Annotated in this window: 11 protein-coding genes; 10 read left to right on the top strand and 1 reads right to left on the bottom strand. The window is 69.1% G+C overall.

Going from position 1 to position 13,345, the window contains the following annotated elements:
- The first annotated feature begins 23 nt into the window (after nt 1-23).
- The 9 genes from BMY74_RS05865 to BMY74_RS05825 all read left to right on the top strand — a co-directional run bounded on the left by BMY74_RS05865 (nt 24) and on the right by BMY74_RS05825 (nt 10,739).
- Nucleotides 24-479 (top strand): SRPBCC family protein, encoded by a 456-nt coding sequence (locus tag BMY74_RS05865; RefSeq protein ID WP_089910803.1) that lies wholly within the window; start codon nt 24-26, stop codon nt 477-479.
- A gap of 252 nt (nt 480-731) precedes the next feature.
- Nucleotides 732-1,820: a mandelate racemase/muconate lactonizing enzyme family protein gene (locus BMY74_RS05860; RefSeq protein ID WP_089910800.1), complete on the top strand. Its 1,089-nt coding sequence runs from the start codon at nt 732-734 to the stop codon at nt 1,818-1,820.
- Nucleotides 1,821-1,839: 19 nt separating this feature from the next.
- Nucleotides 1,840-3,807, top strand: a complete 1,968-nt coding sequence (locus BMY74_RS05855) for an alpha-galactosidase D (RefSeq protein WP_218159533.1) — start codon at nt 1,840-1,842, stop codon at nt 3,805-3,807.
- Between the two features lie 14 nt (nt 3,808-3,821).
- Nucleotides 3,822-4,781 carry a carbohydrate ABC transporter permease gene (locus tag BMY74_RS05850; RefSeq protein ID WP_218159532.1) on the top strand — a complete coding sequence of 320 codons (960 nt, stop codon included), beginning with the start codon at nt 3,822-3,824 and terminating at the stop codon, nt 4,779-4,781.
- A gap of 9 nt (nt 4,782-4,790) precedes the next feature.
- A complete protein-coding gene (locus tag BMY74_RS05845) occupies nt 4,791-5,672 on the top strand; it encodes a carbohydrate ABC transporter permease (protein WP_089910793.1) in 882 nt (293 codons plus the stop codon).
- Nucleotides 5,669-7,828: a glycosyl hydrolase family 95 catalytic domain-containing protein gene (locus BMY74_RS05840; RefSeq protein WP_089910790.1), complete on the top strand. Its 2,160-nt coding sequence runs from the start codon at nt 5,669-5,671 to the stop codon at nt 7,826-7,828. The genes BMY74_RS05845 and BMY74_RS05840 overlap by 4 nt, the downstream gene beginning before the upstream one ends.
- On the top strand, nt 7,822-8,727 hold the full coding sequence (locus tag BMY74_RS05835) for an acetylxylan esterase (protein ID WP_089910787.1): 906 nt from the start codon (nt 7,822-7,824) through the stop codon (nt 8,725-8,727). The genes BMY74_RS05840 and BMY74_RS05835 overlap by 7 nt, the downstream gene beginning before the upstream one ends.
- Complete coding sequence (locus tag BMY74_RS05830; protein WP_089910784.1) at nt 8,724-10,067, top strand: ABC transporter substrate-binding protein; 1,344 nt, start codon at nt 8,724-8,726, stop codon at nt 10,065-10,067. Before BMY74_RS05835 ends, BMY74_RS05830 begins: the two co-directional genes overlap by 4 nt.
- A gap of 18 nt (nt 10,068-10,085) precedes the next feature.
- The gene (locus BMY74_RS05825; RefSeq protein WP_218159531.1) at nt 10,086-10,739 is read left to right on the top strand and encodes a GntR family transcriptional regulator; all 654 of its coding nucleotides are present in this window, start codon (nt 10,086-10,088) and stop codon (nt 10,737-10,739) included.
- 397 nt (nt 10,740-11,136) lie between these two features.
- On the opposite strand, the gene BMY74_RS05820 is transcribed toward BMY74_RS05825, so the two are convergent.
- Nucleotides 11,137-11,862: a spermidine synthase gene (locus BMY74_RS05820; RefSeq protein WP_143091458.1), complete on the bottom strand. Its 726-nt coding sequence runs from the start codon at nt 11,860-11,862 to the stop codon at nt 11,137-11,139.
- 111 nt (nt 11,863-11,973) lie between these two features.
- Here BMY74_RS05820 and BMY74_RS05815 point away from each other — a divergent pair, with 111 nt between their 5' ends.
- The gene (locus BMY74_RS05815) at nt 11,974-13,344 is read left to right on the top strand and encodes a M14 family zinc carboxypeptidase (protein ID WP_089910778.1); all 1,371 of its coding nucleotides are present in this window, start codon (nt 11,974-11,976) and stop codon (nt 13,342-13,344) included.
- The last annotated feature ends 1 nt before the right edge of the window (nt 13,345 follow it).

The following is a 13,345-nucleotide window of genomic DNA, read 5'->3' as shown; positions in this document are numbered from 1 at the left end:
CCTACCGGTAGTAAGTTCGGTGCATGACGCCGGACGCCACCGCGCACATCGACGTTGCCGCCTCGCCGCAGCGCGTGTTCGAGCTGGTCAGCGACCTCCGCGGGCTCAGCCGGTGTGCCGAGGAGTACTCCGGCGGCCGGTGGCTGAACGCGCCCGGCGCGCAGGTCGGCGCCCGGTTCCGCGGCGTCAACAAGCGCGGCTGGCGGGTCTGGCCCACCACGTCCACGGTGACGGACTGCTCGGAGACGCGGTTCGCGTTCGAGGTGAAGTCGCTGGGGCTCGCGGTGTCGCGCTGGCAGTACGACATCGAGGAGACGGCGGACGGCTGCCGCGTCACCGAGTCGACGTGGGACCGCCGGCCTCGCTGGTACGTGCCGATCACGCGGCTGGCGACCGGTGTGAAGGACCGCGCCGTGACGAACCAGCGCAACATCGAGGCGACGCTCGAGCGGCTGAAGCGCACCGCCGAGTCCGCTTGATCGTTCCTGTCCTCCCGGCAACACCGGACAGAACCACTCACTTTTAAACACACCCCCACACGCCCGTCGGGGTGTGTTCTGCGGCTGTGAGCTGCAAACATCGGAGGACCGGAACGAGACCCGGTCGCGGCAACCCGTTGAAAACGCTGTCATTGGCGTGGGAACGTGGCCGAACGATCGTTGACACCGCCGTAACGCCAGCGTTCAATCCTCGTCAAATATCCTATAGGATCAAAGGTCCGAGGAGTTGGTGTGACGAAGGTCGTGCGGGCTGAGGCGTTCCAGGTCGATGTTCCGGTCGAGACCCTGCGCACCGACGCCGTCCAGCAGTTCATCAAGCAGGAGACCGTGTTCGTCGAGGTCACGACGGACGACGGGCTCACCGGTCTCGGATACGCCTACACGATCGGCACGGGCGGCAGCTCCGTCCTCGCCTTGCTGACCGACCACCTGCTGCCCAGGCTCGTCGGCGCCGACGCGCGCCGGATCGAGCACGTCTGGCACGACCTGTTCGCGTACACGCGATCGACCACTGTCGGCGCGATCACCTCGCTCGCGCTGGCCGCCGTCGACACCGCGCTGTGGGACCTGCGGTGCCTGCGCGCGGGAGAACCGTTGTGGCGCATGGCGGGCGGGTTCCGCCAGGAGGTGCCGCTCTACGACACCGAGGGCGGCTGGCTGCACCTGTCCGCCGAAGAACTCGTCGCGGGCGCGAAGGAGACGGCCGCGCAGGGCTGGCAGGGCATCAAGATGAAGGTCGGCAAACCCGACCTGACCGAGGACGTCGAACGGCTCGAAGCCGTCCGGGCGGCGGTCGGCGAGCGGTTCGCGATCATGGTCGACGCCAACCAGTCCATGACGGCGGCCGAGGCGGTCCGGCGCGCGGACGCGTTCCGGCACACCAACCTGACCTGGCTCGAGGAACCGCTGCCCGCGGACGACGTGAGCGGACACGCACGGCTCGCCCGGAGCACCGCCATCCCGATCGCGGTGGGGGAGTCGCTGTACTCGATGGCGCAGTTCCGCGAGTACCTCGAACGCGGTGCCGCCTCGATCGTGCAGGTCGACGCGGCGCGGATCGGTGGCATCACGCCGTTCCTCAAGGTCGCGCACCTCGCGGAGGCGTTCAACGCCGACGTCTGCCCGCACTTCCTCATGGAGCTGCACGTCAGCCTCGCGGCTGCCCTGCCCAACGGCAGGTTCGTCGAGCACATCCCGCAGCTGCGCGGGATCACCAAGAGCGAGATGACCGTCCACAACGGACACGCACTCGCACCGGACACACCGGGTCTCGGAATCGACTGGGACCGCGACGCGATGGAAGACCTCCGGGTCGCCTGAAAATCACAAAGGAGTGGTCTTGAGAGCGTTAGGTGTCGTTGCCGGCCTGCTCGCGTCGCTGATCGCGGTTCCGGCGGCCCAGGCCCAAGCACCCCAGGCCCCAACAGCCCAGCAGAACACCGCGGCGAAGGCGGAGAAGCCCTACATGGGCTGGAGCAGCTGGACGTTGCAGGCGACCAACTACCCCGGGGTGAACCCGGACGGTCCCGCGAGCTGGCTGAACGAGAAGAACGTGCTGGCACAGGCGGACGTGCTGGCGGCGAAGTTCAAGAAGCACGGCTACGACCACGTGAACGTCGACGCGGGCTGGCTCGGCTCGTTCGACGAGTACGGGAGGCCGGTGGTGGACGCGAAGAAGTTCCCGCGCGGCTTCAAGTGGCTGGGCGAGTACGTCCACGGCAAGGGGCTGAAGTTCGGTTCGTACCTCGCGGTCGGCCTGGACCTCAAGGCGTACAACGACGGCAAGACCCCGATCTACAACGCGCCCGGCTGCACGACCAAGGACATCGTCTACCCCGACCTGCGCAAGACCAACGGGTGGGACATGGCCTACAAGATGGACTTCGCGAACCCGTGCTCGCAGAAGTACATCGACTCCATCGCGCAGGTGCTCGCGGGCTGGGGCGTCGACTTCCTCAAGCTCGACGGCGTCGGCCCCGGCAGCTTCCGCGGCGGTGAGCGCTACGACAACACGACCGACGTGAAGGCGTGGAACTCCGCGCTCAAGAGCACCGGCCGTCCGATCGAGTTCCTCATCTCGTGGGCGCTGAGCCACCGCCACGCCGACGTGTGGAAGGCCAACACGAACGGCTGGCGCGTCGACACCGACGTCGAGTGCTACTGCGACACCCTCGTCACCTGGAACCAGTCGGTGAAGCAGCGCTGGAACGACGTCGTGCAGTGGATCGACGACGCCGGCCCCGGCCAATGGAACAACCTCGACAGCCTCGCCGTCGGCAACGGGCAGATGGACGGCCTGACCGAGGCCGAGCGGCAGAGCTACATGACGCTGTGGTCGATCTCGTCCTCGCCGCTCTACATCGGGGACGACCTCACGAAGATCGACGACTTCGGTTACCAGCTGCTGACCAACAACGAGGTCATCGCGATCAACCAGGCCGGCGTTCCCGCGCGGCCCGTGGACCAGTTCTCCGACCAGCAGGTCTGGTACGCCCGCAACCGCGACGGCAGCTACACCGTCGCGCTGTTCAACCTCGGGTCCCGGCCCGCGCCGGTGACGGCGGACTTCGCGCGGCTCGGCATCCAGGGCAACGCCAAGGTCCGTGACGTGTGGGCGAAGAAGGACATCGGCCAGAAGTCCGGCTCCATCACGGAAGAACTGCCGGTGCACGGCTCGAAGCTGTTCACGATCACGCCGCGCTCCTCGGTCGCGCCCGCTGTCGTGCAGGGCACCGCGGCCACGCCGACCAGCGTGTCGCTGAAGTGGTACGGCAAGACCGGCGTTCGTTACGACGTCTACGCGGGCAACAGGAAGGTCGCCACCACCACCGACACGACGGCGACCGTCACCGGCCTCACCCCGGCGACCTCCTACGAGTTCACCGTCGTGCAGAACGGCGCCCGCTCGAAGCCGGTCAACTTCGTGACACCGCAGGAAAGCGTGACGTACGAAGCGGAGAGGGGCAGCGTTGGCGGCGGCGCGACCGTTTACGGCTGCGCGTGCTCTGGCGGCAGCAAGGTCGGGTACCTCGGCGGCAGCGGCATCGTCACCATGCCGACGGTCACCGTGCCGCGTGAGGGCACCTACCTCGTCGAGCTGGCCTACATCTCGGCCGACGCCAGCAGGACCGGTGTCGTCACGGTGAACGGCACCGCCTTCAAGCTGCCGGTCGCCGGGTCCAACGACGACGACTGGAACACGCCGCAGAAGGTCACCGTGCCGATCTACCTGCTCAAGGGCGCCAACACGATCCGGTTCGGCAACCCGGACGACTCCGTGTTCGACGTCGACAGCATCCGCGTCTGAGACCAGGAGGCGTCGTGGTGACCACCGTGCAGGACACAAGCGCCCAGGTCGTGCGTGGCTCCGCCACCACGGCGCCTCCACCCCCACGCCGCCGGGGCCCCGCCTCGCGCCGCAACGACACGTGGGTCGCGTGGCTCCTCGTCGCACCGGCCGTCCTCGGGTTCGGCGTCTTCTTCGCCTACCCGATGCTGCGCGGCGTCTACCTCAGCTTCACCGAGTTCCACATCCTCACCCCTCCGGTGTGGACGGGGCTCGACAACGTCCGGCAGTTGCTGGACGACGGCCGGTTCTGGCACTCGCTCGGCGTCACGGCCTACTTCGTCGTCCTGTCCGTGGTCCTCGGCGTCGGCGTTTCGCTGATCACCGCGGTCGTGCTGCACCGGCTGGGGGTCAACACGACCGTCCGCGGGCTGATGATCCTGCCGTTCCTCATCTCCGGCGTCGTCACGGCGCTGGTGTGGACCTGGATGCTCGACCCGCAGCTCGGCATCGTGAACCAGCTCATCACCTGGATCACCGGCGAGCCGGTCATGTTCTTCAGCTCGGACGCGTGGGCGGTGCCGACGCTGGCGGCGCTGAACGTGTGGAAGACCATGGGCTACAACGCCGTCCTCATCTTCGCGGGCCTGCAGACGATCCCCGCGACGATCTACGAGGCGGGGCGGATCGACGGGGCTTCCGAGTTCCAGATGTTCCGCTCGCTCACGTTGCCGTTGCTGCGGCCGATCCTGGTCATGGTCGTGGTCCTCAACGTGATCGGCGCGACCCAGATCTTCGACATCGTCCAGGTCAGCACCAAGGGCGGTCCGGCGGACGCGTCGCTCGTGCTCCAGATGTACATCTACGACAAGGCGTTCGGGCAGTTCGACTTCGGCTATGCCGCGACGATGTCGCTCGCCCTGTTCCTGATGCTCGTCGCGGTGACCTTCACGCAGATGCGGATGGCCCGGGCGAGCGAGTCCGACACGAACTGAGGAGGCGTCATGACCTTTCCCGTGAAACTCGGCCGCGGCGTCGCCTGGGGCTACCTGGTCGTCGTGCTGCTGATCACGATCTTCCCGTTCTACTGGATCGTGCGGACCGCGCTGTCGAACAACTTCGCGATGTCGACGGACCCGTCGTCGTTGCTGCCAGTGCACTTCACCTGGGGCCCGTTCAAGCGCGCTCTGGGCCTCGCGACGCCCGCGGAGGCCGCGGCGGAGGGCGGGTCGGGAGCCAAGATCGAACTGGGACTCGCGCTGTGGAACTCCGTTGTGTACGCGGGAGTTCTGACGCTCGTCACGGTGGTGTTCTCGGCACTCGCGGCCTACGCGTTCTCCCGGTTGCGGTGGAAGGGTCGTGACGTCGTCTTCGGCGTGCTGCTGACCGCGCTGATGGTGCCGTCGGTGTTCACGCTGCTGCCGAACTTCGTGCTGATGAAGGACCTCGGGCTGCTCAACTCGTTCGCCGGCATGATCCTGCCGAGCGCGTTCTTCTCCGCGTTCAACATCTTCTTCCTGCGGCAGTTCATGCTCGGGCTCTCGCACGAGGTCGAGGAGGCCGCGATCATCGACGGCGCCGGGCCGTTGCGCGTGTGCTTCCGGATCGTGCTGCCGATGAGCGTCGCGCCGATGGCGACCCTGACGTTGCTGCAGTTCATCACCACCTGGAACGACTACTTCTGGCCGTTGCTCGTCACCAACGACGAGTCGGTCCGCCCGCTCACCCTCGCGCTCGCGGTGTTCAAGCAGTCCTCACCGCAGGCGTCGCTGGACTGGGCCGGCCTGATGGCGGCGACGCTGGTCGCGGCGCTGCCGATGTTGCTGCTGTTCGTGGTCTTCGGGCGGCGGCTGGTCAACTCCATCGGCTTCACGGGGATCAAGTGAGACTGCACTGGCCGTCGGCTGCGGCGGAGTGGACCGAGGCGCTGCCCGTGGGCAACGGCCGCCTCGGCGCGATGGTGTTCGGCGGGACCGGGCGGTCCCGCGTGCAGGTCAACGACGCGACCGTGTGGTCGGGCACCGCGGCCGGGCCCTCCCGCGCGCTGGCGGACGTGCTGGCGTCCGGGGCTGGTCCGCACCGGCTCGCGCAGGTGCGTGAAGCGATCTTCGGCGGTGACCTGGAGCGCGCCACCGAGTTGCTGATGTCGTTCGAGGGCCCGTACAGCCAGACGTTCCTGCCGTACGTCGACCTGTGGATCACGTTGCCCGTCGGCGAGTCGCACGGCCGGACGCTGGACCTGGCCACCGGGGTGGTCACCGAGCGGATGACCATCGGCGGTTCGGACGTCGTGCGGCGGGTGTGGGCCTCGGAAACCGCGCTGTGCGTGGAGATCACCGGAGCGGTGCCGTCGGCCGTCGAGATCTCGACGCCGTTGCGGGAGGTCTCGCGCAACGGCCTGAACCTGGTGGTGGAGATCCCGGTCGATTCGGCTCCCCGCCACGAACCGCAGGTCGAGGCGCCCGTCTACGGTGACGGGGAACGCGGCGCGGTGACGGTGAAGGTGCACTCGGGCGAGCGCTGGCTGCTCACGCTCACGAGTTCGACCACGACCGAGTCGTCGTGGAGCGGCCGGCGGCACGGCGACCACATGACGTTGATGGACGCGTGCGACGTGCGGTTCGGCGACGTCCCGGACGTCGTGGACGTGCTGGACCTGCTGAGCGGCAAGGACGAGCAGCTCATCGCCTCCGTGTTGTTCGCATACGGCCGGTACCTGCTGGTGTCGTCGTCGCGGCCGGGCGCGCCGCCCGCGAACCTGCAGGGCATCTGGAACGACGAACTGCGACCGGCGTGGTCGTCGAACTACACGATCAACATCAACACGCAGATGAACTACTGGGCGGCCGAGGTCACCGGGCTCGCCGAGTGCCACGACCCGTTGCTGGAGCTGCTGGAGAAGCTCGCGGTCACCGGCGCGGAGGTGGCGCGGTCGCTGTACGGGGCGCGGGGCTGGGTGGCGCACCACAACACGGATGCCTGGGGGTGGTCGCTGCCCGTCGGCATGGGGCACGGCGCGCCGTCGTGGGCGATCTGGCAGATGGGCGGCGCGTGGCTCGTCCAGCACGCCTGGGACCACTACGACTTCGCCCGCACCTGGTCCACTTTGGAGCGCGCGTGGCCGTTGCTGCGCGGGTGTGCCGAGTTCTGCCTCGACTGGCTGGTGGAAGGCCCGGACGGTTACCTCGACACGTGCCCGTCGACGTCACCGGAGAACTGGTTCCTCGACTCCTCCGGTGCCCCGCAAGCGTTGTCGTGGTCGGTGACGATGGACGTGGTGCTGGTCCGTGCCGTGTTCGAACGGACCTCGGCGCTGGCACTGGCGTCCGGGCGCTCGGATCCGGTGCTCGCGGAGATCTCGGCTGCCTTGCCCCGGTTGCGTCCCGTTCCGGTGGTCGACGGGCGGCTGGGGGAGTGGGCCGTGGACTTCGTGGAGGAGGACCCGTCGCACCGGCACCTGTCGCACCTCGTCTCCGTCCACCCGCTCGGCCAGGTCGTCGCCGGCACGCCTCTCGGTGACGCCGCCGCGGCTTCGCTGGACCGGCGCGGTCCCGGCGCGATGGGCTGGTCGTGGGCCTGGAAGATGGCCCTGCGGGCGCGGCTGGGCGACGGCGAGACGGTGCGTGCGTTGCTGCTGGAGGCCTCGGAGGCGTTCACCGGCGACCGGCACCGCGACGCCCCGGTCGACGGCTCGGAGTGGGGCGGGCTGCTGCCGAACCTCTTCAGCACGCACCCGCCGTTCCAGATCGACGGCAACTTCGGCTTCACGGCGGCGTTGGCCGAGGTCGTGGTGCAGAGCCACGCCGGGGTGGTGGACGTGCTGCCCGCACTGCCCGCCGGCTGGTCCCGGGGTTCCGCGCGCGGTCTGCGGTGCCGCGGCGGGCTCTCCGCGGACATCACGTGGCATGACGGCGACATCTCGGTGCGGCTGCGCAGGCTCTCGGGTGACGCCTCGGAGGTCGTGCCGGTGCGCATCGGTGAAGAGGTCACGGAGGTCGTGGTGACCGACGTGGTGGAGCTGCAGGGGAGGGTGTCGTGCTGACCGATCTCGGCCTGGACGCGCTGGGGGAGTACCGCAGTTCTTACGTCCGTCCCGACGACTTCGACTCGTTCTGGGACTCGACGCTCGCCGAAGCCCGTTCGCTCGATCTCGCGGTCGAGGCGGTGCCGGTCGCCACGCCGCTGCGGACGCTCGACGTGTACGACGTGTCGTTCACGGGTTGCGATGGCGATCGCATCCGGGCCTGGCTGCGGACTCCCCGCGGGGTTACGGGCCTTCCGGCCGTGGTCCAGTACCACGGGTACGGCGGCAACCGGGGCAGCGCGGTCGAGAACCTGACGTGGGCCAGTGCCGGGTTCGCGCACCTGCAGGTCGAGGTGCGGGACCAGCGCGGCGGCACCGGGTTCCTGACCCGCGGCATCACCGACCGCTCCACCTACTTCTACCGCCGCGTGTTCGTGGACGCGGTGCGCGCGGTCGACGCCGTCCGCGCCCTGGGCTCCTCGGATGTCGCCATCATCGGAAACAGCCAGGGCGGCGGGATCGCGCTGGCCGTGGCGGGCCTGGTGCCCGACCTGGCGGCCGTGCACGCGCAGGCGCCGTTCCTCTGCGACCTCCGCAGGGCGCTGGACGTCTGCGGGCGGCCGCCGTACACCGAACTCACGACCTACATCGCCGAGAACCGGCGTTCCGACGTCTTCCCGACCCTGTCCTACTTCGACGGTGTGGGGTTCGCCTCCCGGGCCGCGGCACCCGCGTGGTTCTCGGTCGGCCTGATGGACGACATCGTGCCGCCGTCCACCGTGTTCGGCGCCTACCACGCCTACGCCGGACCCAAGCAGATGGCCGTCTGGGAGCACAGCGCCCACGAGGCGGGCGGCTCAGATGACCTCGACATCGCACTCGACGCGTTCCGATCCCGTCTCCTGGAGAAGCCATGAAAATCGCCGCCGCTGCCCTGGTAGCAGCAACAGCCCTGGTCGTCGCCGGGTGCGGGAGCTCCGACTCCGGCTCGGGCAACACCGTGAACTGGTGGACGTGGGACGACAAGCAGGCGGTCGCCTACGGCGAGTGCGAGAAGGCGTTCGAGGCCGCCAACCCCGGTGTCGACGTGAAGATCACCCGCTACAACGTCGACGACTACTTCACCAAGCTCACCGCGGGCTTCGTCGCGGGCACCGCGCCGGACGCGTTCCAGAACTCCGTGCAGTTCCTCCAGGCTTACGCCTCGCAGCACCAGCTGATGCCGCTGGACGACCTCATCACCAAGTCCTCTTTGGACACCAAGAGGTACTCCGTCGGCCTGGACACGTGGAAGTTCACCGACGGCAAGCAGTACGCGCTCCCGCTGGACTGGGCGGCGTCCGCGCTCTACTACAACGCCGACATGCTGGCCAAGGCCGGCGTGCCGGAGGCCGACGTGCAGAAGCTGACCTGGAACCCCGACGACGGCGGCACGTTCGAGAAGGTGGTCGCCCGCCTGACCGTCGACAAGAACGGCAGGCACGGCGACGAACCGGGTTTCGACAAGACCCAGATCGCCACCTACGGCATCGGCGCGATGGCGGGCCGCAGCTTCATCGGCGAGACCTCGTGGGCCCCGTTCGTCAACACGCTCGGCTGGCGGCTGGGCGACAAGGACCAGTGGCCCACCAGGTTCAACTACACCGATCCGCGCTTCACCAAGACGATGAAGTGGGTCCTGTCGCTCACCGACCGCGGCTTCTCCCCGAAGCTCGGCACCTTCACGACCGGCAGCCAGTCCACGATCTCCGACGTGGACCTGATCGGCTCGGGCAAGGTCGCCATGACCATGGGCGGCTCCTGGTCCGCCCCGTCGTTCGGCAAGATCCCGGGCGTGAAGGTGGGCATCGCCCCGACCGTCCTCGGTCCCGACGGCACGCGCTCGGTCCTGTCCAACTCGAATGGCAACAACATCTGGGCGGGCACCAAGAACCCGGACCTGACCTGGCGGTGGGTCAGCTACATGGGCGGCGAGGAGTGCCAGACCAGGGCGGGCGCGACCGGCACGTTCTTCCCGTCGATCCCGGCGGCCATGGACAACACCGTGACGTCCATGAAGTCGCAGGGCGTGGACCTCACCGTCTTCAACCAGTACGTGAAGGACGGCGTCCTGCACCCGTCCACCGCCTACGCCAACGGCTCGGCCGTCCAGTCGGCGGAACAACCCCTCTTCGAGGCGTACTTCGCGGGCCAGCGCTCCGACGACGTGTTCGCCGAGATGGAACGCGTCTCGCAGGAGATACTGGCCAAGAACTAGACGGGAGCCTCAGGAGTGGTGTTGCGGATACCGGCCAGGCGCGTGCTGGCGGACGACGTCTACGAGCAGATCCGCGCCCTCATCATGAGTGACGGCATCGCCCCGGGCGCCCGTGTGAACATCGACGAGCTGGCAAGGCAGCTGGACGTCTCCCCGACGCCGATCCGGGAAGCCCTGGCCCGCCTCGAATCGGAAGAACTGGTCAGCAGGCTCCCGTTGCGCGGCTACAGCGTGACGGACCTGCTGAACCGCAAGCAGGTCGACGACCTCTACGCCCTCCGCCTGCTGCTGGAACCCCCGTCGGCAGCCCTGGCGGCGGCCCGCATGACCCCGGAGTCCGTGGCCCTCGTCGAGGAGGAACTCGCCACCTGCCCGGCCGCCCCCGCGGACGACGCCTACGACGACTACAAGAACCTCACCGCGCACGACCAGCGCCTGCACGAGCTGGTCCTGCGGATCGCGGGGAACGAGGCCGTTCTCCAGGCGTTCGCGAAGACGCACTGCCACCTGCACCTGTTCCGGCTGAACTTCCAGCAGCCGTTCGGGGTGCAGACGATCACGGAGCACCGGGCGATCGTGGACGCGTTGGTGGCGGGGGACGCGGAGGGGGCTCGCGCGGCGATGACGGCACACCTGGAGATCGCGCGGGCTCGGTTGCTGGACCGGATGTAGGGGTCGGGCCTGGCGGGCAGGGCGAGGTGCGGGAGGTGTGGGGCCCGCGTATGGCTCAGCGGGTCGGGCCGGTGGGCAGGGCGAGGTGCGGGAGGTGTGGAGCCCGCGGATGGTTCAGCGGGTCGGGCCGGCGGGCAGGGCGAAGTGTGGGAGGTGTGGAGCCCGCGCATGGCCTACCGGGTCGAGTCGGTGGGCAGGGCGAGGCGCCGGAGGCGTGGGTCGCGCGCATGGCTCAGCAGGTCGGGCAGGGTGAAGCGCGGAGCCCGCCCATGGCCCACCGGCCCGGGCCCTGGGCGTGACGCGCACCCGGAGGCGCTCGACGTCGCGTTCGGACTGGCGGGCGGGTGCCCGGACAAGCGCGTCCCTGTGGTGAACCCGCAGGTGCGTCGTGCCGCGATCAGAGTCCCACCGAGACGGCAGCGGGGAAACGGGCTTCGCGCGCCCTGGCGTCGAGCTGGGCGACGGGCAGGACCGCCTCGGTGGACACGAGGACCACGTTGCCGGGACCGGTTCCCGCCAGCAAGCCCAGATCGGCGATCACCAGCGGCACGCCGAACCGGGCGGCCACGACGTCGATCAGCCTGGTGGTCGCGGACAGATCCGGCTGGTCGACCACGTTCACGACGTACGTGCGGGAGCCCGTCAACGCCTCGGCGACGTACCGCTGGAAGTCCTCGCTCGCGAGTTCTTCCGGCAGGACAACGGCTTCGAGCACGACCAGGTCGAGATCACGGGCGGCGCGCAGGGCGTCCACTCCGTTCCCGGCCCGCACGGAGATCCCGGTGGGCACCGGGAGGTGGGCGTTGACGAGGTCGACCATGGCGTCGTCGGCGTCCACGACCAGCTGGTCGGAGCCGCGGCGGACGTGCTGGACGTAGCGCGGCAGACTGCCTGCCGCACCACCGATGTGCAGGGCGTTGAGCGGACCCGGCGGCAGCGCGTCGACCACGTCCGCGATCCTGCGCGTGACGCCGAACGGCAGGTCGGCGGGGTCCAGGAGGTCCACATAGGATCGAGGAGTGCCGTCGACGCTGATGAGCCAGGCCTCGCGGCGATCGCGGTCCTGTTCCACGTCGGCCATGCCGGAACGCACGCGGCGGCGTTCGACGGTCTCGAATCGCATGGTCACCATGATGGCTGTTGAGACGCTCGAGTGGTGGGCGAACGAAGTGCTTCTGTGGGAGCGTGTGCCGCGCATGCGGACATGACTGTCTCCAACAGGGGGTCGGACAGAATGAGGCAGCGAGAGCTGAGTCTTGTGCTGGCGGGGGTTGCCAGCGCCGTGTTGCTCGTCGGCACGTCCACGGCGGAGCCACCGGCGCCCGTCGCGGCGCAGGAGGGCCCGACGTACGTCTACCGCGTTCCCGCCCCGCTCGGGCAGAAGGCCCAGGACCTGCTGGCCCGCGGGTTCGACGTGCTGGAGCAGCGCGACGGCGACGACCTGTTCGTGCTCGGGTCGAAGGACACGCACACCAGGCTCACCGAGGCCGGTTACACGGGCGCGGTCGAGTCCGTCATGGCGCCGCCGTCGTCCACGGCGAAGACGCAGGGCCACGGGATCAACGAGACCTATTACGGCGGCTATCGCACGGTCAAGGCCCACCACGCCCACCTCGACCAGGTGGCGGGCCGGTACCCGCGCCTCGCGACCGTCGTCGACTACGGCGACTCGTGGCGCAAGACCCAGGGCGCCGGCGGGTACGACCTCAAGGCCGTCTGCATCACGAGGTCGGGCCCCGGCGACTGCCGGCTGAACCCGGACTCCCGCAAGCCGCGGCTGGTCGTGTCGGGGCAGATCCACGCCCGCGAGATCACCACCGGCGACATGGCATGGCGCTGGATCGACCACCTCACGCAGGGTTACGGCAAGGACCGCGAGGTCACGTCGTTGCTCGACACGACCGAGGTGTGGGTCGTGCCGATCGCGAACCCGGACGGCGTGCAGATCGTCCAGTCCGGCGGTGACTCGCCGAAGCTGCAGCGCAAGAACGCGAACCACACCAACGGCCCGAGGCAGTGCCCGACGACCGAGGACCCGAACGCCCAGATCGGCATCGACGTCAACCGGAACTTCGACGCGCAGTGGGGCGACAACGGCACGTCGTCCGACCCGTGCCACCAGGTCTACCGCGGCCCGAACCCCGACTCCGAGGTGGAGACCAGGGCGCTCGAGAAGCTCTTCCGCGGGCTCTTCCCGGACACGCGCGGCCCCGCCCTGACCGACCCGGCCGACCCGAAGACGCGCGGCATGGTCATCACCATGCACTCCGCGCTGAACGTCGTCCTGCTGCCGTGGGGCTACACGACCACGCCGTCGCCGAACGACGGGCCGTTGCGCGCGATGGCGAAGGACATGGCCCAGCTCGCCGGTGCGGACTGGGAGTACGGCCAGCCGGGTGAGCTGCTCTACACCGCGGGCGGCTCGATCGACGACTGGGTGTACGGCGAGCTCGGCGTCCCGCACTACACCTGGGAGATCGGCAACTGGCAGGGCGACTGCGCCGGGTTCCTGCCCGCGTACCCGTGCCAGGACGGGCACTGGGCGAAGGTCAGGCCGATGCTCACCTACGCCGCGAAGAAGGCCGCTAACCCCTACGGCGGCTGAC

Source organism: Lentzea albida, assembly GCF_900111005.1.
GTDB lineage: Bacteria > Actinomycetota > Actinomycetes > Mycobacteriales > Pseudonocardiaceae > Lentzea > Lentzea albida.
This window is presented reverse-complemented; position numbering and strand designations above follow the sequence as displayed.